Annotated in this window: 21 protein-coding genes; 9 read left to right on the forward strand and 12 right to left on the reverse strand. The window is 45.4% G+C overall.

The genetic code is table 11. The features are described 5' to 3' along the window. Window positions 1-445 precede the first annotated feature (445 nt). Entirely contained in the window at window positions 446-817 is a 372-nt protein-coding gene (locus tag ABU165_RS23280) for an rRNA methyltransferase (RefSeq protein WP_336989608.1), read from the reverse strand. A 247-nt stretch (window positions 818-1,064) separates the two neighbouring features. On the opposite strand from ABU165_RS23280, the gene ABU165_RS23285 reads away from it, so the two are divergent. Continuing rightward, window positions 1,065-1,517 carry a nucleoside deaminase gene (locus tag ABU165_RS23285; protein WP_035402596.1) on the forward strand — a complete coding sequence of 151 codons (453 nt, stop codon included), beginning with the start codon at window positions 1,065-1,067 and terminating at the stop codon, window positions 1,515-1,517. 33 nt (window positions 1,518-1,550) lie between these two features. Then, the gene (gene ade / locus ABU165_RS23290; protein ID WP_318060558.1) at window positions 1,551-3,311 is read left to right on the forward strand and encodes an adenine deaminase; all 1,761 of its coding nucleotides are present in this window, start codon (window positions 1,551-1,553) and stop codon (window positions 3,309-3,311) included. Between the two features lie 68 nt (window positions 3,312-3,379). On the opposite strand, the gene ABU165_RS23295 is transcribed toward ade, so the two are convergent. Then, the gene (locus tag ABU165_RS23295; protein ID WP_318060557.1) at window positions 3,380-4,267 is read right to left on the reverse strand and encodes a vanadium-dependent haloperoxidase; all 888 of its coding nucleotides are present in this window, start codon (window positions 4,265-4,267) and stop codon (window positions 3,380-3,382) included. A 151-nt stretch (window positions 4,268-4,418) separates the two neighbouring features. Beyond that, window positions 4,419-6,290, reverse strand: coding sequence for a molecular chaperone HtpG (htpG, locus tag ABU165_RS23300; protein WP_318060556.1), 1,872 nt, complete (start codon window positions 6,288-6,290; stop codon window positions 4,419-4,421). A gap of 247 nt (window positions 6,291-6,537) precedes the next feature. On the opposite strand from htpG, the gene ABU165_RS23305 reads away from it, so the two are divergent. The 6 genes from ABU165_RS23305 (at window position 6,538) to ABU165_RS23330 (ending at window position 11,867) form a co-directional block, all read left to right on the forward strand. Then, entirely contained in the window at window positions 6,538-7,533 is a 996-nt protein-coding gene (locus ABU165_RS23305) for a glycosyltransferase (RefSeq protein WP_353762692.1), read from the forward strand. A 46-nt stretch (window positions 7,534-7,579) separates the two neighbouring features. Further along, entirely contained in the window at window positions 7,580-8,629 is a 1,050-nt protein-coding gene (gene selD / locus ABU165_RS23310; protein ID WP_083783106.1) for a selenide, water dikinase SelD, read from the forward strand. A 114-nt stretch (window positions 8,630-8,743) separates the two neighbouring features. Continuing rightward, window positions 8,744-9,646, forward strand: a complete 903-nt coding sequence (gene phnD / locus ABU165_RS23315; RefSeq protein ID WP_148949488.1) for a phosphate/phosphite/phosphonate ABC transporter substrate-binding protein — start codon at window positions 8,744-8,746, stop codon at window positions 9,644-9,646. Between the two features lie 11 nt (window positions 9,647-9,657). Further along, on the forward strand, window positions 9,658-10,413 hold the full coding sequence (phnE, locus tag ABU165_RS23320) for a phosphonate ABC transporter, permease protein PhnE (RefSeq protein ID WP_101547728.1): 756 nt from the start codon (window positions 9,658-9,660) through the stop codon (window positions 10,411-10,413). 15 nt (window positions 10,414-10,428) lie between these two features. Beyond that, window positions 10,429-11,181 carry a phosphonate ABC transporter ATP-binding protein gene (gene phnC, locus ABU165_RS23325; protein ID WP_318060554.1) on the forward strand — a complete coding sequence of 251 codons (753 nt, stop codon included), beginning with the start codon at window positions 10,429-10,431 and terminating at the stop codon, window positions 11,179-11,181. Between the two features lie 83 nt (window positions 11,182-11,264). After that, the gene (locus ABU165_RS23330; protein WP_050767302.1) at window positions 11,265-11,867 is read left to right on the forward strand and encodes a polysaccharide deacetylase family protein; all 603 of its coding nucleotides are present in this window, start codon (window positions 11,265-11,267) and stop codon (window positions 11,865-11,867) included. 21 nt (window positions 11,868-11,888) lie between these two features. Here the strand turns inward: ABU165_RS23330 and ABU165_RS23335 are convergent, their stop codons facing one another. The 7 genes from ABU165_RS23335 to ABU165_RS23365 all read right to left on the reverse strand — a co-directional run bounded on the left by ABU165_RS23335 (window position 11,889) and on the right by ABU165_RS23365 (window position 19,575). Continuing rightward, complete coding sequence (locus tag ABU165_RS23335) at window positions 11,889-12,404, reverse strand: NUDIX hydrolase (RefSeq protein ID WP_009793892.1); 516 nt, start codon at window positions 12,402-12,404, stop codon at window positions 11,889-11,891. Window positions 12,405-12,502: 98 nt separating this feature from the next. Further along, window positions 12,503-13,549 (reverse strand): tRNA 2-selenouridine(34) synthase MnmH, encoded by a 1,047-nt coding sequence (gene mnmH, locus ABU165_RS23340; protein WP_009793891.1) that lies wholly within the window; start codon window positions 13,547-13,549, stop codon window positions 12,503-12,505. Between the two features lie 218 nt (window positions 13,550-13,767). Then, complete coding sequence (locus ABU165_RS23345; protein WP_224951965.1) at window positions 13,768-15,192, reverse strand: FAD-binding domain-containing protein; 1,425 nt, start codon at window positions 15,190-15,192, stop codon at window positions 13,768-13,770. Window positions 15,193-15,361: 169 nt separating this feature from the next. Further along, window positions 15,362-16,456 (reverse strand): branched-chain amino acid aminotransferase, encoded by a 1,095-nt coding sequence (locus ABU165_RS23350; RefSeq protein WP_318060553.1) that lies wholly within the window; start codon window positions 16,454-16,456, stop codon window positions 15,362-15,364. Between the two features lie 186 nt (window positions 16,457-16,642). Further along, window positions 16,643-17,239, reverse strand: coding sequence for a hypothetical protein (locus tag ABU165_RS23355; RefSeq protein ID WP_009793888.1), 597 nt, complete (start codon window positions 17,237-17,239; stop codon window positions 16,643-16,645). A gap of 135 nt (window positions 17,240-17,374) precedes the next feature. After that, window positions 17,375-18,787, reverse strand: a complete 1,413-nt coding sequence (locus ABU165_RS23360; RefSeq protein ID WP_318060552.1) for a flavin monoamine oxidase family protein — start codon at window positions 18,785-18,787, stop codon at window positions 17,375-17,377. Window positions 18,788-18,948: 161 nt separating this feature from the next. Then, complete coding sequence (locus ABU165_RS23365) at window positions 18,949-19,575, reverse strand: flavodoxin family protein (protein WP_094769261.1); 627 nt, start codon at window positions 19,573-19,575, stop codon at window positions 18,949-18,951. Window positions 19,576-19,801: 226 nt separating this feature from the next. On the opposite strand from ABU165_RS23365, the gene ABU165_RS23370 reads away from it, so the two are divergent. After that, a complete protein-coding gene (locus tag ABU165_RS23370) occupies window positions 19,802-20,338 on the forward strand; it encodes a ribonuclease H-like YkuK family protein (RefSeq protein WP_318060551.1) in 537 nt (178 codons plus the stop codon). Between the two features lie 5 nt (window positions 20,339-20,343). On the opposite strand, the gene ABU165_RS23375 is transcribed toward ABU165_RS23370, so the two are convergent. Next, window positions 20,344-20,808, reverse strand: coding sequence for an SRPBCC family protein (locus tag ABU165_RS23375; RefSeq protein ID WP_318060550.1), 465 nt, complete (start codon window positions 20,806-20,808; stop codon window positions 20,344-20,346). 90 nt (window positions 20,809-20,898) lie between these two features. Continuing rightward, entirely contained in the window at window positions 20,899-22,254 is a 1,356-nt protein-coding gene (locus ABU165_RS23380; RefSeq protein WP_009793882.1) for an aspartate aminotransferase family protein, read from the reverse strand. Window positions 22,255-22,263 lie beyond the last annotated feature (9 nt).

The following is a 22,263-nucleotide window of genomic DNA, read 5'->3' on the forward strand; positions in this document are numbered from 1 at the left end:
ATTATGTAAACTAATTGAGTTTTCCGAGAAGCGTTGCTTTAAAAAGAACCAGCTAAATAAGTTCATAAATCAAGAGAAACCAATAATGAGGAATAAATATATAACATATCAATAAAAGCTGCTGTAAGCATCCAGAAGCCCATCTGTGAGATTGTAAGTATGCTGGAAGCCAGCAGCAGAAAGATTGAGATTGAATAATATATTAGATTAAATCAGAGTGAATCTGGAATTCATAAATTAATAAGCAAGAGATTTAAAAAAATATTAATCACTGCAATTTGGCCAAAAACACATTTAGAGTCAATTTCCTGTAAAATTTCTATTTCGTCTCACTATCTTAAGTATACTTAACTATTGAGACCTGATATTCGTTCGTTTATATGACTTCCTATAATATATATTATGTTCGGGGCGTAGTTTTAACAAACAGGACAGCTTAAGCTGCCTACTCTATCCTGTGCTTATAACCGCTGTCTTTTGCTGACTTTATATCAATGTATCCTGCGCTGTACTCAATCACATCATTGATAAAAACATCATGTTTCTTGGCGAAGGTTTTTACCTGTTCAATCAGGCTGCTGTCATATGTAGTTTTGTACTGGATTCTGTCTTTAGGCCGATTTTTCTTATTGAAATCAATATAATCCTGCTCAAGGACTTTTTCGAGTCCTGTTTCGAGTAAATAATTCACATGGGTATCATGTTCATAAGCCAGTTCATTCAGGTTTTCAATCAACGCTTTGCTGATATTAGTCCTGAATTTTACCCTTGATTCATCTGTTCTTTGAATCAGTTTTCCGTCAACCTTTTTCCACATATTCATTCACCTTCCTGATAAGAAACTCTATATCAATCATTATAGCATGTGCTGTTTTTAGCGAAAAGAACATATGTTCTATGTCAGTAAAATTGTTCACTTTGTCATCTTTCTTCCATTTTTTAAGCCCTTTATATAAATTTCCTGTCAGATTTCCTCCCAAACCGAATGCTTTTTTATCCCTATCACTCCAATAATATATAAAATACCTTAAATTGGAGTGATTCTGTTGACGAACCTTTATTTTATGGAAAATGCAGTAGAGGCTGCTTTGGAGAATGCTGCTGCCCATCTGGGAGGTCCTTTTGGAGCGGTTGTTGTGAAGGATGGTACGGTGATCGGCACAGGCACAAACCGGGTCACTTCGCTTAATGATCCTACAGCACATGCAGAAATACAGGCGATCCGTGCTGCCTGCCTGCATCTTCAGGATTTCCAGCTGAGCGGCTGTGAAATCTATACCAGCTGTGAGCCATGCCCAATGTGCTTTGGCGCTATCTACTGGGCTCGCCCAAAAGCAGTATATTTTGCCTGTACAAAAGAAGATGCAGCCGCTGCAGGATTTGATGATCAGTTTATTTATGAGCAGCTCTCCCTCCCGCTTGAACAGCGCAGCATAGAAATGCGGCAGGTTAAAATGGATGAAGCTTTAATGCCGTTTAAATTGTGGGAGAAGTCTTTTTCTAAGATTGATTATTGAGATATAAAGTACTTCCTTTTTAGGAGGATAAAAATGATAAAAGAACGATTGATACGCCGGATTGCAGTGGCTGCCGGCAGAGAGCCAGCTGACTTGGTCATTAAAAATGGAAAGATCATAGATGTTTTTAACGGTGAGGTCATTTATGGGGATATTGCCATTGCAGACGGGTATATCGCGGGCATTGGCGAGTATGAGGGCCATAAGATTGCCGATGCAAAAGGAAGCTATATTTCTCCTGGATTCATTGACGGCCATGTCCATATTGAATCCTCCCTTCTGACCCCCGGGGAATTTGCCAGGGTGCTGCTGACTCATGGTGTGACTGCTGCTGTGGCAGACCCGCATGAAATTGCGAATGTATCAGGCATTTCCGGTCTGCAGTACATGCTGGATGCTTCTGAAGGACTGCCTTTTGATTTTTATTTTATGCTGCCTTCCTCAGTTCCTGCTGCTGATTTTGAATATGCCGGTGCAAGGCTGGATTCTCTTGATCTAAAGCCATTCTTTAGCCATCCCAGAGTTCTTGGGCTTGGAGAAGTCATGAACTACCCTGCTGTATTGAATGCACATACTGACATGATCGAGAAAATCATTGCAGCAGAATCTGCCGGGAAAAAAATCGATGGCCATGCTGCAGGCTTAGGCGCATCCGGGTTAAATGTGTATAGTGCTGCGGGCATCCGCACCGATCATGAAGCAATAACCGCTGAAGAAGCAAAGGAAAGATTGCGTAAAGGGATGTATTTGATGATCCGCGAAGGAACTGCAGCAAAGGATCTTGAGAAACTGCTGCCTGCAGTCAATCAGCAGAACAGCCGCAGATGTCTGTTTGTCACAGATGACAAGCATTTGGATGACCTGCTTGAGGAAGGAAGCATTGACCACCATATCAGGCTGGCAGTGAAGTCAGGCCTCCCTCCTATAACTGCCATTCAAATGGCGACCCTGAATGCAGCAGAGTGTTTTGGTTTGAAGGATCAGGGAGCGCTGGCCCCTGGGTATAAAGCTGATATGGTTTTCCTTGAATCGCTTGAAGAGCTGATCATTGAGCGGGTATTTAAAGAAGGCGTTGAAGTCGTTTCCGCTGGTAAACTTTTGCCAAAAGGCTGTTTTAGAGGCGTGCCTCCTGCTGCTATGCTCAAAAATACGGTTAAAATAAGCATTACCCGCCAGGAAGATTTAAAAATCAGAATGACAGGAAATAAAGCCAACGTCATAGAGATTATCCCTGGAAGCCTGGTTACCAGGCATATAATTGAGGAAATTGATCTGGACAGCCAAAACAGCTTTCTTCCCTCCACATCAAGGGATCTTTTGAACCTGGCCGTCATTGAACGCCACCGTGCAGCTGGGCATATCGGATTGGGAATTGTTAAAGGGCTCGGCCTTCAATCCGGAGCGATTGCCTCTACGGTAGCCCATGATTCACACAACCACATCATTGCAGGCACAAATGATAAAGATATGTTAGCTGCTCTAAGGGCTCTGGAGGATATGCAGGGCGGCCTTGCTGTCATTAAGGAAGGCGAAATGCTTGCCTCGCTGAAGCTGCCTGTTTCGGGACTTATGTCCGATCAGTCTTATGAAGAAGCAGCGTCTATGCTGGCAGACGTCAATAACGCCCTGAAACATCTAGGTGCAAATAAAGATGTTAACCCTTTTTTGGCATTATCCTTCCTGGCTCTTCCTGTTATCCCGGAAATTAAATTAACTGCCTCCGGATTATTCAGTGTTTCTCAATCTGCTTTTATTCCAATTGAAGCAAACCACAAGCCGGGATTGACTTTTTAATGCGGTAAATGATTTTCAAAATGAAAAGCTGGACTAAAATCCAGCTTTTGGTCGGGCGTAATTAGTTTTTAAAATTTCAAGTATGGTTTAGCAGCTTCAGTATTCTTTTTAACTACAACATCAGCATCCCTTGTAAGCGACAGGCATCTTTCATTAAAGTCAAACGGGATAGCCTGCTGGTAATCCTCTGAAAGGATGTTTGCGTTCCGGTACTTGCTGTCAGATAAATCCAGAATTTGCCCCCGCTCGTCTGACTGGCGTTTCAGGTGGCTGACAATCACTTTTCCAATATGTCTTCCAAGCCTCAGCCCTTCATCATTATCCGAAGGGAAGTGGACTCCTGCATATAGCCGGCTAATGGCGTCTTCTTTTGAGATCCTTTTAATCTTTCCTGCTTCTTTAGGGAAAAAATAGGTCAGCATGACTTCTGCACAGCCTGACATGACTGCATGCCCTGAAGGATAGGCAGGGAACCTCGGGGTGCACAGCAATGTTTCAAGTGTCTGGTCATATTGATTGGGCCTTGCTGCATCCCAAAGGTATTTTAAATGCCAGGTAACCACCATACTGTCATTTATAGCACCTTGAACAACAGCAAGAATCCTTGCCGCTTGGGTTGGACCGACACCATACGTATCGATCAGCTTGTCAATGACTGGTGTCCATTGCTTTGTCGGAACACCTGTACCATAATAAATGCCGATCTTCTTTTGCTGAGGTGTCAGGTTGTTCAATGTCCGCTGAACGATTTTTAATTCACGATGAAAATCGATATAGTGAGGATCTTTAATTGGTAAAACGATTTTTTTGTAATTGGGATCAAGAAAATGGCCGTCACTGTCCCTTTTTAAAAAGATCAGCGGCCAGGAACCGGCATATGGCGTAACACCTTCTGATGGCGGTTTTCTTTCTCCAGCATAAGGATGCTCAGACCATCGCAAATAGTTTTCTTTCATTATTTTCACCTCCTTGCCTGATGTAACAGCTTATGAAATCGGTTTGCTTTGTGGATAGGCGTAATAGCAGAATTCTGAAAAAATAACAAAAAAGACGAACTTTCATGGTCTATGAAAGTTCGTCTTTCTCATTATTATGCAGGATCAAAGGTCAATTCATAACCTTGCATATATCATTCGTAAACTCCACAGGATCGCTGATCGGCAATCCTTCAATCAGCAAAGCCTGGTTGTATAATAGATTGGTGTATAGTGCCAGCTTCTCTTTGTCATTTGCAAACGCATTCTGCAGTGAAGCAAAAACCTCATGATTGGGATTGATTTCCAGAATTTTCTCAGCTTGTACATTTTGGCTGTCAGGCATGCTGTTCAGAATCTTTTCCATTTCAATGGTCAGATCCCCTTCTGCTGCCAGGCAGACAGGATGGCTTTTCAGTCTCCTGGAAGCACGGACTTCCTTTACCTTCCCTGCCAGCAGATCCTTCATGCTTGTGAACATTTCCTGATAGGCTTTTTCTTCGCTTTTATCATTTTCCTCAGCTTCAATCCCCAAATCTGAGCTGGATACAGACTTGAATTCCTTCTCTTTGTAGTTCAACAGCATCTTGATGGCAAATTCATCGATATCTTCGGTAAAGTACAATATTTCATAACCTTTGTCGGCGACAAGCTCTGTCTGCGGGAGCTTTTCAATCCGGCTGATGGATTCCCCGGCAGCATAATAAATATACTTCTGGTCCTCAGGCATTCTAGAAATATATTCATCCAGTGTGACCAGCTTGTTTTCTTTTGAAGAATGGAACATCAGCAGATCCTGGAGCATATCCTTGTTGCTGCCGAAATCGCTGTATACCCCGTATTTCAGCTGCCTGCCGAAAGACTCGTAAAATGCTTCGTATTTCTCCCGATCATTCTTCAGCATAGACTGCAGTTCGCTTTTAATCTTTTTCCCGAGATTCTTTGCAATAAGCTTCAGCTGGCGGTCCTGCTGGAGGATTTCGCGCGAGATATTCAGGGACAGATCCTCTGAATCAACAATTCCTTTCACAAAGCTGAAATAATCAGGAAGCAGCTCGGCACACTTGTTCATAATCAGAACGCCATTTGAATACAGCTCAAGCCCCTTTTCGTATTCTTTGGAATAATAATCGAACGGAATTTTCTCTGGAATAAAGAGCACCGCATTATAGCGGATGGTACCGTCAACATTGATATGAATGGACTTCAGCGGCTTATCAAAACCAAAATGCTTTTCTGCATAAAACTTTTCATAGTCTTCTTCCGTCAGCTCACTTTTATTTTTTCTCCAGATCGGCACCATACTGTTGATGGTCTGTTCTTCCGTGTAATCCTCAAATTCACCATCTGAGCCTTCCTTAGGCCGCCTGCCTGGCACATCCATCAGGATAGGATAGCGGATAAAATCGGAATACTTTTTGATGATGCTCTTTAGTGAATACTCTTCAAGAAATTCATCATAATTCTCTTCTTCTGTATTTTCTTTAATTTTCAAGATGATCTCTGTTCCTGTTTCTTCCTTGACGGCAGGCTCGATTGAGAAGCCTTCTGCTCCCTCTGACTCCCATTTGTATGCTTCTGTGCTTCCATGGGCCCTGCTGATGACAGTAACGGAGTCTGCAGCCATGAAGGCTGCATAAAAGCCGACCCCGAATTGGCCGATGATATCATAGCCGTCTTTTAGCTCAGTATTGGTTTTGAAATTCAATGAGCCGCTCTTGGCGATAACGCCCAGGTTATCCTCAAGTTCTTCCTTTGTCATCCCGATCCCGGTATCTTTAATGACAAGAGTGCGGCTTTCTTTGTCAGGGGTAATTTTTATGTAATAGTTTTCTTTGTTGAAGCTGATTGAATCATCTGTCAGTGCTTTGTAATACAGCTTGTCAATGGCATCGCTGCTGTTTGAGATCAGCTCTCTTAAAAATACTTCTTTTTTGGAATAGATGGAATGGATCATCATCTCCAGCAGTCTTTTTGATTCTGCTTTGAATTGCTGCTTTACCATTTTATTTCTCCCTCCCTGAATATGTTGAAGTTACATTAGCACTCTTTGAAGCTGAGTGCTAATTTTTTAATATCATATAACCTTTTGCTCTGTCAACTATCCCTTGGATAACTGTGCATTTCTCTTGATTTCAAGAGGTATTCCGGTATAATTTTGAGGGTATGTATATACTACTGATTGTGTATGCTTTAGCGGCAGGCGGCTGTCAGTTTTTGCAGCAGAGAATCGGCATAAAAGGAGTGACATGATGAAGATTATTTTGGCTTCTCCCAATTTCCATCAGGAACGTGGAAATACAATTACCGTTAAAAGAATATCTGACGGCCTCCGCAGGCTTGGAGCAGATGCAAAAATTGTTTCTTCAACAGAAAGACCCGCATCCCCCCTTCCACAGGGAGATATCGTCCATGGTTTTCATGCTTACCGCTTTTTCCTTTACAAGAAAGAGCTTGGTATGCCGATAGATAACTATGTGATCACAATGACAGGAACCGACCTGAATCAGGATCTTTTTCATCATGAAAGGCGGCAGGATATAATCAGGACGCTTCAGGAAGCAAAAGCCATTACAGTCTTCAATGAACAGGCAAAGCAGCTTCTCATTAGCGAAGTTCCCGATGCTGAAGCAAAGGTCTATGTGATTCCACAAGGAAGAAGTCAGTTTGAAATGATGGAGCCTGTTTTTAAGAAAGAGCAAAATACATTTGTTTTCCTGCTTCCAGCCGGGATCAGGAAAATCAAGAATATCCCGTTCGCAATCGCATCCCTAAAAAAACTGCATGACAGGTATCCCCATATCCGTTTAGTGATTTCAGGTCCTGTCATTGAAGAAGAAGAAGGATCATACGTGAAAAAGCTGGCGGAACAGGAAGATTGGATCGACTATATCGGCCAGATTCCCCACAGTAAAATGGGAAGTCTTTACGAATGTGCAGATGCCCTCCTGAACACTTCTATTTCCGAGGGACAGCCGGCAGCCATCATAGAAGCGATGGATTGCGGATTGCCTGTATTAGTTTCAGCCAATGAAGGAAACATAAGTCTTGTAAAGCACGGAACCACCGGATTTGTTTATCAGAATGAAGTCGAATTTCTTGCTTATGCTGAGCGCTTGATCAATAATTACGAGATAAGAAAAAAACTTGGAGCTGCTGCTGAAAATTACATAGCAGAACACCACTCTAATGTATCTGAGGCCGAAAGTATGCTGAGGATATACAGCAGGGTGCTTGCCCCTTCCTGAACAGCTTGTTTGGGACAGCCCTTGTTTAATGAAAGGAGAGGAATTCATGTCCAGAGAAGAAATCATCAAATTGACTTCGCTATCAACAAAAGGGGGCTGAGGATGCAAAATTGGTCCTGAGGACCTGGCGCAGGTTCTGCGTCATTTGCCCAAAGCTGTACCTGATCCAAATTTGCTTGTCGGGCTTGATACTTCCGATGATGCAGGAGTATATAAAATAAGCGATGATGTTGCTTTAGTGCAGACGCTCGACTTTTTCACACCGATTGTGGATGACCCTTATATGTTCGGCCAGATTGCGGCTGCAAACTCATTAAGCGATGTCTATGCAATGGGCGGAAAACCGATCACAGTTATGAATATCGTCGGATTCCCTATCAGCACTCTTGATAAGAGCATCCTTGCTGACATCCTGGCAGGAGCATCAGACAAAGTCATGGAATCAGGGGCCGCCCTTGTCGGAGGACACTCGATCGATGACCAGGAGCCCAAATTCGGACTCTCAGTCACAGGTGTTGTGCATCCGGATAAAATCAGGGCCAATGCCGGCGCTAAGCCTGGCGACCGTTTGATTTTGACAAAGCCGATCGGTGTCGGCATCCTTACGACAGCGATCAAGCGGGACCTGCTCGAGAAGGAAGATATCGATCTTGTCATGAACGTAATGGCTGCACTTAATAAAGATGCCGCAGAAGCAATGGAAAGCTTCCAGGTGAATGCCTGTACCGATGTGACTGGCTTTGGCCTCCTCGGCCATGCGATCGAGCTTGCTGAAGGCAGCGGAGCCGGAGTTATCATCAACAGCGGTAGTGTACCGGTCCTTCCAAGGACACGTGAGCTCGCAGAACAGAATATCATTCCTGGCGGTTCAAGGAAGAACCACAAATGGCTGTCAGGGCGGATTGAGTACAATCCTGATATTGATGAAACAACCCAGCTGATCCTGTGTGATGCCATCACTTCAGGCGGGCTGCTGATTTCTGTGCCTGAGGCGGAAGCTGAAGCACTGCAAAAGGCCCTTGAAGAAAGAAATGTCACTTCTGCTATCATCGGCGAAGTAACAGATCAATCTCCCGGGAAGATTAAAGTATTGTAAAAGGACTCGATTAGAGTCCTTTTTTAAGGGGTATGGGATGTCAGGCAGATTGGCTTAAAGCTTATGCTGCCTCTCTGCCCATCCCCCCAATTATATTAATGAGGTGTTTTATTGATGAAAAAATGGCTAATGACTGCAGCTGCCTTTACGCTGATCATGATCCTTGCCGCTTGCGGTTCAGAGGAAGGCACAGAACAAAAAGAAAACAGCAATAATAATGAAGAAGCTTTCACAATCGGCGTCATACCGGTACAAACGGAAGGTGCAATGGAAACGGCCATGGACAAGCTTCAGTCGATCCTTGAAAAAGAGCTGGACAGGAAAGTGGATGTTGAGGTTTATCCTGATTATAATGGCGTAGTTGAAGCGATGAACTACGATAAAATCGATATGGCCTATTTTGGACCGCTTACATATGTGGTTGCACACGAAAAAAGCGGCGCTGAAGCAATCATCACCCAGCTGATAGATGGAGAGCCTTTCTACCATTCATATATCGTCACACATAAAGACAGCCCGTACAATAACATGGAAGACCTGGTAGCAGCAGCAGGAGAAATTGATTTTGCTTTTGGCGATATCAATTCAACGTCCGGCTCCCTTATCCCTTCCATTGAACTGCAGGATCAGGGTGTTTATACATCCGAGGATGACAATAAGTTCAAATCAGTCAGATTCACAGGTTCCCATGATGCTACAGCCCTGGCTGTCCAAAACAAGCAGGTGGATGCCGGTGCGATTGACAGCGCCATCTACAATCAGCTTGTAGATTCAGGAAAAATTGATGGAGAGCAGTTCAAGACAATCTGGGAATCCGAGAAACTTTTCCAGTATCCTTGGGCAGTTCATCAAGATACAGATAAAGAAACAATAGAAAAGCTTCAGGAAACATTCCTGGCGATCGATGATAAAGAAGTGCTTGATGCGTTTGGCGCAACAGGTTTTACCGAGGCTTCCAATGAACAGTATGAAAGCATCAGGGAAGCAGCTGTCAAACAGGGAATCATTAACGAATAGAGCTGATTATTGTGTGGTTTAAACAGCGTAGTATTTTTACTGTTCTTCTGCTGGCACTGGCTGTATACGCCAGTGCCCGTCTTACAGAGTTTGATCTGACTAAATTCCGTGATTTCCGGAATATGATCGACTTTTTATCGCAGTGGTTTCCAATGGATTTCTCGCTCCTGCCCCGGATGCTCCAGGACAGCATGGAAACATTGGCGATGGCATTTCTGGGGAGCTTCCTCGGCCTGCTGGCGGCATTGCCGCTCAGTTTCCTGGCTGCAAGGAACACTTCCCCATCGAAAGCAGTCTATCATGTGACAAGGCTAGGCCTCAGTTTCGTCCGCTCAGTGCCGGAGATCGTATTTGGGCTGATCCTTCTTACGGCCTTGGGCCTTGGGCCTTTTCCTGCTGTACTGGCCATTTTGTTCCATAATGCCGGTGTGCTTGGAAAGCTGATATCAGAACTGATAGAGTCCTCAGAGCGCGGACCGCAGGAAGCCATGCGGGCAGTCGGCGCCAAAAGCTGGTTTGCCTCCCTGTTCAGCATCCTGCCGCAAATTTGGCCAAATGTGCTGTCCCAGTTTTTCTACCGGTTCGAGGTAGCGATCCGTACCTCTCTGATTCTTGGTTTTATCGGCGGAGGCGGAATAGGACAGAGATTGTTCAATGATTTCAAGACCTTCCATTATTCTGCCGTTTCTCTCGATGTGCTGATTATTATGGTCATAGTCGTAATCGTCGATTTGTTTGGAAGCTTTGTCAGAAATAAAGTGATTTAAAAGGAGGCTGGGCTTATGATCAAGCTGGAGAATGTTACCGTACGTTATCCGAAGGCTGACTCCCCTGCCCTGCATAACATAAACCTTGAACTGAACCAAGGCGAATTCATATGTGTACTTGGAAAAAGCGGTGCCGGGAAGTCTACACTGATCCGCTGCATGAATGGGCTCCAGAAGCCTTCTGCTGGGGAAGTATACTTTCAGGGCAAGCCGGTATCCGGCAAATCTGCCGAGGAAGAACGGCTTGTACGGAGGGAAATGGGCATGATCTTTCAGCATTATAATCTCATCCCCCGTCTGACAGTCATGCAAAATGTCCTGACAGGAATGTTTGGCTACAGAAACACTTTCAAAAATCTGATAGGCGCTTTTTCCAGAAAAGAAATTGGACTTGCCCGCAGTGTGATGGAAGATGTCGGCCTGAGTGAGTTTGCCGGAAGGAAAGTTGAACATTTGAGCGGCGGACAGAAGCAGCGCGTCGGCATAGCAAGGGCCCTGCTCCAGTCTCCCAAAGTGTTTCTTGGTGATGAACCTGTGGCAAGCCTTGATCCCGGGACATCAGAGAGGATTTTCTCGCTTCTTCAGTCCCTTCACAGAGAGCATGGCCTTCTGACCATCATTAATGTTCACGATGTTTCCCTCGCAAAGCGCTATGCAACACGCATTCTTGCCTTAAAAGATGGCAGCCTCATCTTTGACGGGAAACCAGATGAATTCACAGATGAATTGTATAAACAGACCTATGGGGCTGAATTCATTCCGGTCTGATCCGGGGAAGGAGAATACTTATGACAAAAAGTCCTTGAGTGGTTGATGAGACAAGAGTCGTGTACGACTCAGCAGATAATGAAGTGTTATCAAAATTACAGCCCGGTGAAAAGCCGTCAGTGGTTTTAACCTTTGATGACGGACCTGGCAGGCATTTGCATTCCATTTTGGACAGCCTGGCAGCGGAAAATGCATATGCCGCTTTTTTCTGGCAGACACGGCTTCTGTATCCTGAAAGGCCATGGGAAAGAGTGCTCGATGAAGGGCATATCATTGGAACTCATTCATCCCGCCACAAAAATATGGCTGCTCTCTCCTGTGAGGATCAATATAAGGACCTGGAAACCAGCAAAGAGAAGATCCGCCGGGTTACCGGAAAGGCGCCTGTATTCTTCCGTCCGCCTTTTGGCCAGTATAATGAAGCTACCCTTAAGGCGGCCAATGAACTCGAATTGACCCCTGTAATGTGGCGAATTGCATCCCTTGATTGGGAGCTTAAAGGAAACCCGGAAAAAATCATTTGCAATGTAACTGATCATCTGGAAGATGGAGCCATTATCCTCCTGCATGAACTAAAGCAGACTGCTGATATCCTGCCTGAGTTATTAAAAGAGATCAAACTCAAAGGATATAGCTTTGCCTCCCTCCAGCCAGGAAAGAACAAAAGGAAAGCGCCCGGAGCATAACCCTCCGGGTGCTTTTTGCTTTTAGTGGTTGATTAGCATAACTTTAAGCTCTTCGAGTACAAAATTTTCCCTTTTTAGCCAAGTATGATTTTTTATTTTCCCGATGGCTTTCTTATTTTCTTCTATTGCTTCATCAATGGCCACCCATTTGGGTATGAATCCCAGCTCTGCTTCATATGTATCCAGCTGCTGCGCTGCCAAAGCGAAATCATTTAATTCACAGATATAAAAATGTGAATTCATTTGAAATATGAAGCGGTCATCATATTCGTCGATACGCCTTTCAACGACTTCCCCAGCCTTTTCTTTAACCCTGCAGCTTGTGTAGCCTGTTTCCTCTGCAACTTCCCTGATCAGTGCTTCCGTGCAGGTTTCTCCTTCCTCTACCCCTCCTCCGGGAAATTTATAGCCTCCTGTAATTGTCTGCAGAAGAAGGATCAGATCATCTTGTATAATGATTGCCCTGACCGCTTCCCGTATTTTAATTTGCCTGTCTATGTTTGTATCAGATAAGCCCAAAAGTTTGTAAAAAGCCAATCATACCCCCACCTTATCATCTCATTAGGTTAATTTTACCATTAAAAGCAAAAATAAATAGGGCTGCATGACAGCATGCAGCCCTATTTATACAAGAATTATTGCGCAACCGGAGATTGTGATAGTACGTACTCTTCTATCTTTTGGGCAGCATCCTCGATATTTGCGGCTTGAATAGTCACGATCCTGTCTTCCGGATACATTTTAGCTGTATGCGTATAACGGGGATCATAATAATATTTAAGGAGCAGCGCAACCGCTGACCCATACTCTTCATCAATGAGATTCTGTTCTATTTCGGCAGCAATCGGTGTGTGGATCCTGTTTTTAATATGGCTGAACGCATTAAAGCATGCTTCAGGATGATCCCATGGCTTGTAATCCTCCAGGATATGGCGGACTCTTTCTTCCATCGGCATCTCAATGAACAGCTGGATCCCCTGTTCCTTCTTTTCAATGATGGATTCAGGGAGCACCACCTTCCCGACCCTTTTGCTCTCAGCTTCAAAAAAGACAAAAGGAGAATCCTGCACCTCGAGCACCTTCCTCAGCAGCCTGCTATCGAACATTTTCTGATTGCTCGGTTCAAGGCCGATATGGCCAAAGATGGAACCGCGGTGCCTGGCAAGTCCCTCGAGATCGATCACACTATAGTCCTTTTCTGCCAGCTTCTCTAGAATGGCCGTTTTCCCTGAACCTGTATAGCCGTTCAAGACGAATGCTTTGGGCTTAAGCTTGAGTCCTTCAAGCGTTTCGACAACCCATCTGCGATGCGCTCTGACACCGCCTTCTAGCCGGTATGTGCGTATGCCCATCAGATCAAGGAGGGTGGCAGAGGTTCTGCTCCTCATCCCGCCTCTCCAGCAGAATACGGCTTTGTCGCCTTCAACGGCATTAAATTCCCTGATAAAATCCGGAAGCTTGGCCGAAACGATTTCCAGACCGCGTTCTTTGGCAGCTTCAACACTCACCTGTTTGTAAATTGTGCCGATTTCAGCCCGCTCTTCATCATTGAACAAAGGTATATTGATGCTTCCCGGTATCGTGCTGTCCTTATACTCAGAAGGAGACCTTACATCTACCAGTACAAGCTTTCGTTTATCCTTCAGTTCTAAAAGTTTCTCAATTCCTACATCCTGGAACAATTTTTATTCCGCCTTTCCTGCTGTTGCATTCTAAGCTTATCTTTACTGCTATCATATAGAAAAGCTGATCACTCACGGGGAGGATCAGCTGGAAAAACATCTTCTTCAACCGAGGGACTTCAGCGGATGAACATCCTGCCCTTTACCTATTATAAAACATTTCGCGGCTAAAAGCATATTTTCAGATTTTCCCCCTGAGCCTTTTCCGGTTTTCAGCTTTAATCGAAATCCCAGGTAAGCTGTTCTTCACTTTCAAGAGCTGCTTTTTTACTTTTAAGTATGTCTTTAGGTTTCTGATCTTTCTTCTGGTCCGCTATTTGCCTTTTTGCTTGCTTAATTGCTTTCCGTACATCACAAATGGGAGCTGGGTATCCAAGCTGAAAAAAACCAGGGTACAGCCAGGGTTCGTGTATATATGCCGCATCCACATCCTTCAGCTCCGGAACATACCGGCGGATAAAGCTTCCATCAGTATCAAGCTCTTTTCCCCATTTGACCGGATCGATGATTTTGACGGTTTTTGAGCCGCTTTTACCGGCAAGAATGCCCATCTCTTTCATGTGAACAGCAGGCTCGTGGTCAAGGAACAAAAGGGCGAGCTCCAGTGCAGCCTTCTCCCAATCTAATAGAAGTATATTACAGGCAAAGCCTGCCAGCATCCTTCTGCTGCTGTAATTGAGCCAGCCGGTTTTGCGCAGGCAGCGCATACTCGCATCAACCGAAGGAATTCCGGTATTTCCTGTCCGCCATTTTTCAAGAAGCTCTGCATCATGCGCTCTGGCGGAATTACTATCGGCTGCATTTGCTTGTGTTTCTTTTTCCTGCCACTGCAATGCCTCACTCCGCTCAAGCAGCTTTGATTGAAAAAGGCTTAGCTGCTGCTTCTCAGTTTCTGTACAGTTTTCCGCCTTCTTTGCGGCTTCATGGTAGGCGAGCCTTGGTGAAATATTACCGTATGCCAGGTACGGGGAAAGCCTGCTGGAAGAGAAAGAAGAAGCGAGCGGTTTTTGATAGTTTTTTTCATAGTTGGCGAGCTGTTCCCCTATGAAAAATTCCAGTGTTTCTATTCCCCTTTTTTCCCCGCCATTTTGTCCAAACCTGATGGCCTCTCCTTTAACTTTCATGCCTAATGCCTTCTGAACAGAAAGATTAAGAAAATCCGGCACCTTTTCCGGAACTCTGACCGCAGCCGGAGGATCTGTCAGCTCCTCAAGCATTGACTCCTGCCAAAGCTTTCTGAACCTGCTCTTGCTCTTTGGTTTTTCCAGCTGGCCTGGAGGATGGAAAGGATAGAAAGGCAGTCCTTTAGACCCCATCCACTCCGCAGCCAGTCTGTCAGTATCCGTATCGTATTCCAGGTGGAAAAAAAGGGAGAAATCACCGTATCTTTTCAGTAGCTCTTCGAGTATATCGATGATGGTGCCTTGAGCAGCAAATAATCTTCCTCCAAGACCCCTTAGGCCCTCATCCAGCTGCTCAAGCCCCTCTGCGGCAAATTGGATATGGCGTCTTGAGACTTCCTTCCGGCCTGAAAGCGGTTCTGCTATATATAAAGGGATAACCTCCTCCGCTGAAGCACATGCCTCTGCAAGCGGCCGATGGTCATGAATCCTTAAGTCTTTCCTGAACCATACAATATTCATAAGAAATCACTCCGAAACTAGAATAGCGTCTCTATCCATTATACTGAACTAAGAGAGAAAAAGCTGGGTAAAAGGAAAGCGGAAGCGGATTGACGTAATCAGGAAATGCCAGCAATATAAATAGCCCGGCATTTGCCGGGCTTATTTAAGCATCTTCCAGTATTCAGTCTTACACTTTCGCTGCTGCCGGCTTCTCCACCTTCACCGTCCACCCGAAAGGATCCGCAACTCTGCCATATTGGATGCCAGTCAGTGTATCATACAGCTTCCGGCTCAGCTCCCCGGTTTCTCCATTGTTGATGACAAGCTTTTCATCCTGCCATAGAAATTCGCCGATCGGGGAAATGACTGCTGCAGTCCCTGTGCCAAAAGCTTCTTCGAGCTCCCCATTCCGGTAAGCCTGTGCCAGCTCCTCGATGGAAATCCTTTTTTCCGTAACTTGGTGCCCCCATTCTTCAAGCAGGGCAATGATCGAATTCCTGGTAACCCCTTCAAGAATGCTTCCATTCAAAGCCGGCGTGATGATTTCTCCATTCACTTTGAAAAAGACATTCATGCTCCCAACTTCTTCAATATACTTTTTTTCTTTTCCATCCAGCCATAATACCTGGGCATATCCGCCTTTGCCGGCACCCTGCTGGGCTTTCAGGCTTCCGGCATAGTTGCCTCCTGTCTTGGCATTGCCGGTGCCGCCTGGGACGGCCCTGACGAATTCCCGTTCTACCGCGATTCTGACGGGATTGATCCCTTCCTTGTAATAGGCACCGACAGGGGAAAGGATGATGATGAACTTATAGCTTGCAGAAGGAGCCACTCCCAAATATGGTTCTGTGGAAATGACAAAAGGCCTTATATAGAGGGAAGTGCCTTCAGCAGAAGGAACCCACTCTTCTTCGATCATCAGCAGTTTTTTGAGGGCTTCAAGCGCCAGGTCCTCGTCAATGTGCGGTATGCAAAGCCTGGTGTTGGATCTGTTCAGTCTCTCCAGATTTTTTTCCGGCCTGAATAAAAGGATTTCCTGATCTTTTGTCCGGTATGCTTTAAGCCCTTCAAAGACGCTCTGGCCATAATGAAAAATCATGGCTGCCGGATCCAATGTGAGCGGCTGGTAGGGAATGATGCGGGGATCATGCCAGCCGAACCCTTCCTTATAGTCCATCACGAACATATGGTCAGTGAAATTTCTGCCGAATTCCAGTGCCGCTGCTTCCGGCTTGACCTTTTTTTCGTTCCTTAAAGTTACGCTGATCTGGCAATCTGTCATTTTTGAAAACTCCTTTTCTGCTATTATGCTTTGAAGTGCTGAAGGGAATGGGTGAAAAAGAAGCAAATGATGTGAATGCGGTATCGCACCATATCATTTGCACCCTCCCTTGCTTACTTTTCCAATAAATAACCATTAATAATATTCTTAATATTATGGCAATCCTTTAATTAAATGTCAAGAACTTTATCCTTGCTGACTTTGTGCACCCTCAGCAAGATTAAATAGGAATCCATATACTAGACTGTATGCTTCCCCGACTGACAATCCGCCATGAAAACCAGGAAGAGCATCGAGGGAAAAATTTAAATTCCAGATGCCTTCACCTGAATCAAACATCAGATCATAAGCGTCCCCGCTGCCTTCAAGCCCTTTATCCAGGCTGTCTTTGAGGTATTTCTGATACTTCTTCTGCAGTTTTAATCCAAGCATAATATCGTAGTTGCCGAACACATCATCCACTTCAAGAGAGACAGCATCTGCGCCAATGACATCAAACCATTTGGACTCCATGTATACAAACTCGCGTTTATGCTCACGGAAATAGGAAATGGGCTTTTCCAGAAAATCTGGCGATTCTTCAGCAAGGATTTCTTCTGTTTCCTTATCGCCTCTTTCCAAATAAGCCTCCCGGAAGCGGTCTCCCTCATTGCCGATTGTGAATCCATCAGCTGAATCAGAGTCTGTCATTCCGAGATATTCTTTTTCTTTTTCAAAAATCAGGGCAGTCCCTTTCTCTTTTTGTTCTTTTTCTATGTATGAAGCAAGATTTTCTTTTAGCATGAGTATTCTCCTTTTTTAGCGGTTTGCGAATTTCATCCCGGAATTATAACCGGCTTATAAGCAGTATACCATTCCTTTCTGGCTTCACATAACACTATAATCCGGGGCAGGGCAGAGACCCCGGGGAATATAGCTTTATAGAGTGCCTTTATGATGTTCGTCCAAAAGGTCCATCTGCACTTCAAGTGCTGCCCTGCCCCCGCTCTCTACTGCTCCATTCATATAGCCCTGATAAAGGATGGATGTATGCTCCCCGGCAAAATAGCAGCTTCCTTCCTTCTCCATCTCAACTCCTGCAAAACCGGTGTGCTGGCCGACCTTCCTGAAGGAATAGGAACCTCCAGTCCAGCTGCCGGCAATCCAGTAGGATATCAAATCCCTGCCATTAAAATGGTCTGCTGCACCTGTGAACAGCCGTGACAAATCCTGAAGGAATCTCCGCTTATGCTTTTCCTTGCCTTCTTTCATTAACCGAACGGCTTCCTTTCCGCCTGCATAATGTACAAGGATTCCGGCATCCCCCTTTTGTGCCCGGGTAGCTTCAAAGGCAGATTGGAACATATCATTGGTATAGATTGTTCCGGTGCTGGCAAACTTCTCCCAAAATCTGCTGCTGAATTGAAAATGTGCTTTTAAATTATGACCCATGCCAAGCTCTTCTATTGCTTTTGCTTTTAGAGGGCTGAAGCCGCTCTTTGTGTAATCTGTTTGTTTTAAAACAGTAAAGGGAATGGCCATCACGACTTTGCCTGCATAGACTTCCTTCCTTTTCCCAGCCGATTGAAATCCAAGGTGATATCCGCCCTGCCCGAGGGATCTGATGCTTGTAAGCTGGTGGTCATAAAGGATAGACCCGTCCAGTTTTTGCTTTAATTTCTCAATGATCAGGTCGTTCCCGCCCCGCACCCTGTATCTTTCATCAGAGGTGCCGAATACATTGAAATGCGATCCATTCAGCCCTCCTACAAGGCTGATGAGATTAAGGGCGCTCTGTTCAGCACAATCTGCCCCATATTCGATTGTGTATGCATCGCATAAAAGCTGGCCGAACTCAGAGCCAGTTCCTCCCTCTATATTTTGATTGATCCAGTCCACGATCGACATGCTGTCCAGCTCTTTCGCACGCTTAGAATGCCTGTTATACAACGGAGGGAATTCGCAAAGCCTGTATTCTTCTCTGACAGTGTCAGCTATCCGGCTGTAGAGATCCTCGATCTTTTCTCCGGGGATGCTTTTTCCATTAATAAGATAAAGCGGCTTTCCCCCTTTTTTTTCGAAGCTGGTAAGGTCATCTGTCTGCAAACCGAGTTCAGAGATCAAGCCCAGTATTTCTTTATGGTTTGAATCAATGAACTCTCCTCCGCATTCAGCAAACTGCCCTTCCGCAAAAATAGCCCGGTCTGTCCGGCATCTGCCGCCTGCGTCTGCCTGTGATTCAAATACCACAGCTTCGATTCCTGCCTGCTTCAGCCGGAAAGCACAGGTAAGACCTGCGAGTCCGGCACCGATGATGGCAATAGCATGCTGTTTCATTTCAAACCTGTCCATAATGTCACTCCTGCTGCCAACTTGAAATTGCAAAATATAGCATTCCCTCAATGTCTGTTCTTGAATCCTTATTACTGATGAGATTAAGTGTAAATCCTGCATAGAAAACAAAAAGAAACAGAGCAGCCTGAGGGGAGGTCTGCTCTGTTTCTTCTGTACAGCTATCCTTCAATCACATTGCCTTCTGCTGGGATGGGATGGTTTTTCAGCAGACTGGCAAAGTGGAATAAGTTATAAGCCAGAATTTTAGCGTGCTGTTTAGTAAAGCTGTTTTTATAGCCTTCCGCCTCGATGAATGAAGGGCCCGGGCCTGCTTCCCCTACCCAATAGGCATCCACATTCGGCGGGATGGTAAAGCCGATATGTGATAAACCGTAAATGATGGATTTGGAAGCGTCCTTGGCTCCGTCTTCATTGCCTGTGACAACAGCTCCGCCTACTTTATTATAATAAAGATATTGCCCCTTATCATTTGTCATGCTGCTTGCGCCGTATAGCCTCTCGATTGCCAGTGTGGCAATGCTGCTCTTTTCCCCGAGCCAGATCGGCGTGCCAATGACCAGGATATCCGCTTCTTTGACTTTCTCAAAGATTTCCGGCCATTCATCCCCTTCTCCTTCATCGGCGGAAATCCCATAGGAAATGTTGAAATCTGCAAGCCTGATGGTTTCTGATTCTACTCCAAGGGTATCAAAGTGACCGATTACCTCATCCATCAGCCGCTGGGTATTTGAGGGCTCTGCCCCTGCTTTTAAACTGCAATTCAGGAATAAACTCTTGATTTTCATAACGGTAGCCTCCTTACGTTCTCTCCTGTTATATATCCTCACAGCAATCCGGCAAACATGGAGATGTGCAGAAAAGGCCTTTTAAAAAAAGAACAACATCCTTTGATTACATTAATATAATGTATTACAGCACCTTTAGACACTTGGGTGTACGGTTAAAAAGAACCCAGTATGCCCCGGATGCACGGGTTCTTTCCATAAACCAACTGAAAAGCGGTGATAAAGAGTGAAAACCGATTCGCTTCCTACTTTCAGCTTTCAGAACCTGCAGGAGCATGATCTTACCTTTGAACAGGTTTTTGAACGCATCCTGCGCTTTATGTCCCGGCAGCCTGCAGGCAATTACAGGCTGATGGTCGGTACAGATTCACAGGTTCATCCCGAGTCGACCCGTTTTATAACGGGGATTGTTATTCAGAATGAAGGAAAAGGGGCCTGGGCCTGCATCAGGAAAACGACTGTTCCCCGGAAGATGCAGCAGCTCCATGAAAGGATTTCATTCGAAACCTCCCTGACCGAGGAAGTTGTGGCCCTCTTTGATGATGAGAAAAAGAACAGGATGATTGATTTCGTTCTGCCACATGTCTACAAAGGAGCTACTTTTGCGATAGAAGGGCATATCGATATCGGCGCCGGCCCGCGGAACAAAACAAGGGAGTACGTAAATGAAATGGTTGCAAGGCTGGAGTCTATGGGTCTTGAGCCAAAAATAAAGCCGGAGGCCTTTGTGGCATCCAGCTATGCAAACCGTTTTACTAAATAGGCAATTTATAATGGAGTCTTGATTTTTCTGTTATAATTTTCTTCAGCTTTCCGGGCAACCGCCTCTGTAAGCTCCACCGTGATGGAAGGCAGGGATGAACTCAATATGCTGTTGGCCATCTTTGCCATAAGGCCCTCGGCCCTAATGGTCAGGCAGCCGGTCATGATATTGGTCCGGTTCTCTTTTTTTGCCCAAAAATAGCCTTCACCTGAAATTTTTTCGTTGATTCCCTCAAGATTGAAAGTGACTTTTTCAGGCTCCTGCCAGGTTACGATCTCCACCTTCAGCTGTATCTTCTTCTTCATGATGCCCACATCTGTATAAAAGCTCCATGTCGATTCCCGATCATTGATGATCGTATGGTCAATATATCCCGGCACAAGCGGGGCCCAGCGGTCAATATTGCTGACGAAGTCCCACAAAGATTCTATCGGTATTTTTACTTCTGCCTGGTGGCTGCAGCTGGCCATATATCAAACTCCCTTTTCTAAATAGGTTCTATTCCACATCTTATTCTGAACCATTTTTCCTTATGCCAGAAAAAACCGGGATGAAGCCGTTCACAAAATACTTTCCAGCGCATCCTTAAGGGTCCCGATAACAAGTTCGGCATCTTCTTCTTTTATGTTGAGGGGCGGCGACAGTGCAAGGACGTTATTGTAGCCTGCCACAGTAGCTCCATTTTTCCCGATCAGCACTCCTTTTTCACGGCAGGCGGCTATGACTTTATTGACAAGGGCTGCCTCGAGAGGCTCTTTCGTTTCTTTGCTGCTGACTAGCTCAATTCCGATCAATAGGCCTTTCCCTCTGACATCGCCAACAAAAGGATGATCCGCCAGGCGGGAGGCAAGATTTTCTTTCAACTTTGCACCAAGATCGGCCGAACGTTTATAGAGGTTTTCCTTTTCAAGAATTTCGAGGTTTTTAAGCGCCAGTGCGCAGGCAGCCGGATTGCCGCCGAATGTATTGATATGCCGGAAATAGTCGTATTCCCCGCTTCCCTTGAACGCTTCATAGATCTCTTTCTTCACAGCAGTGGCTGACAGCGGGAGATAGGCGCTCGTGATGCCTTTTGCCATTGTGATGATATCGGGCCTTATACCGTCATGCATAAAGCCAAAAGGCTTCCCTGTCCGGCCAAAGCCGCAGATCACCTCGTCAGAGATCAGCAGGGCTCCGTGCTTTTCGCATACCTCTTTGGCAGCCTTCATATAGCCTTCCTGCGGAGTGATGATTCCCCCTCCGGTGATGATCGGTTCCATAATCATGGCAGCAATCGTTTCGCTCAGTTCCCAAGTCATTGCCTGGTCAAGCGCTTTGACTGCGGGCAGATCAGAAGGGCTGCCGCTGTGGACTTCATCTCTGTAAGAGTCTGGCGGCTGTACATGTATGAATCCCGGGGAGAGCGGCTCATATTTGTATTTTCTTTGTGCCTGCCCTGTCGCGGCGAGCGATCCCATAGTATTGCCATGATAGGACCGGTAGCGGGACACAATTTTATAGCGCCCTGCTTCCCCGCGCTGCTGATGATATTGCCTGGCGATTTTAAAGGCGGTTTCATTTGCTTCCGATCCGCTGTTGGAAAAGAAAATAACATATTCTCCGCCAAGCAGTTCATTCAGCTTCTCAGCAAGCCTGATGGCTGGAGCATGGCTTTGGGTCAGCGGAAAATAAGGCATCTCCTTCAGCTGTACATATGCAGCCTCGGCAAGCTCCTTCCTGCCATATCCCGCATTCACGCACCACAGGCCAGCCATCGCATCTAAATAGCGTTTCCCGTCACTTGCAGTTATCCACGAACCCTCAGCCTTTTCCGCGACGATGGTCGACTGCGGGCTGTAGGGCTTCATTGAATGCCATACATATTGATCATCCTGTTCAAGCAATGATTTATTTCCGTTCACTGACTGTGCCATCCTATCTCC

The sequence above is a fragment of the Cytobacillus sp. T106 genome, assembly GCF_040492155.1.
GTDB lineage: Bacteria > Bacillota > Bacilli > Bacillales > Cytobacillaceae > Bacillus_AB > Bacillus_AB infantis.

Bases quoted from the DNA above. Each gene is read 5' to 3' on its own strand.
- ABU165_RS23295 (WP_318060557.1), bottom strand. From the start codon at position 4,267: ATGAAAGAAAACTATTTGCGATGGTCTGAGCATCCTTATGCTGGAGAA.
- ABU165_RS23280 (WP_336989608.1), bottom strand. From the start codon at position 817: ATGTGGAAAAAGGTTGACGGAAAACTGATTCAAAGAACAGATGAATCA.
- ABU165_RS23365 (WP_094769261.1), bottom strand. From the start codon at position 19,575: ATGAAAATCAAGAGTTTATTCCTGAATTGCAGTTTAAAAGCAGGGGCA.
- ABU165_RS23345 (WP_224951965.1), bottom strand. From the start codon at position 15,192: ATGAATATTGTATGGTTCAGGAAAGACTTAAGGATTCATGACCATCGG.
- htpG (WP_318060556.1), bottom strand. From the start codon at position 6,290: ATGGTAAAGCAGCAATTCAAAGCAGAATCAAAAAGACTGCTGGAGATG.
- ABU165_RS23350 (WP_318060553.1), bottom strand. From the start codon at position 16,456: ATGACAGATTGCCAGATCAGCGTAACTTTAAGGAACGAAAAAAAGGTC.
- ABU165_RS23380 (WP_009793882.1), bottom strand. From the start codon at position 22,254: ATGGCACAGTCAGTGAACGGAAATAAATCATTGCTTGAACAGGATGAT.
- ABU165_RS23355 (WP_009793888.1), bottom strand. From the start codon at position 17,239: ATGCTAAAAGAAAATCTTGCTTCATACATAGAAAAAGAACAAAAAGAG.
- ABU165_RS23285 (WP_035402596.1), top strand. From the start codon at position 1,065: ATGGAAAATGCAGTAGAGGCTGCTTTGGAGAATGCTGCTGCCCATCTG.
- phnD (WP_148949488.1), top strand. From the start codon at position 8,744: ATGAAAAAATGGCTAATGACTGCAGCTGCCTTTACGCTGATCATGATC.
- ade (WP_318060558.1), top strand. From the start codon at position 1,551: ATGATAAAAGAACGATTGATACGCCGGATTGCAGTGGCTGCCGGCAGA.
- ABU165_RS23360 (WP_318060552.1), bottom strand. From the start codon at position 18,787: ATGGACAGGTTTGAAATGAAACAGCATGCTATTGCCATCATCGGTGCC.
- ABU165_RS23375 (WP_318060550.1), bottom strand. From the start codon at position 20,808: ATGGCCAGCTGCAGCCACCAGGCAGAAGTAAAAATACCGATAGAATCT.
- ABU165_RS23305 (WP_353762692.1), top strand. From the start codon at position 6,538: ATGAAGATTATTTTGGCTTCTCCCAATTTCCATCAGGAACGTGGAAAT.
- phnC (WP_318060554.1), top strand. From the start codon at position 10,429: ATGATCAAGCTGGAGAATGTTACCGTACGTTATCCGAAGGCTGACTCC.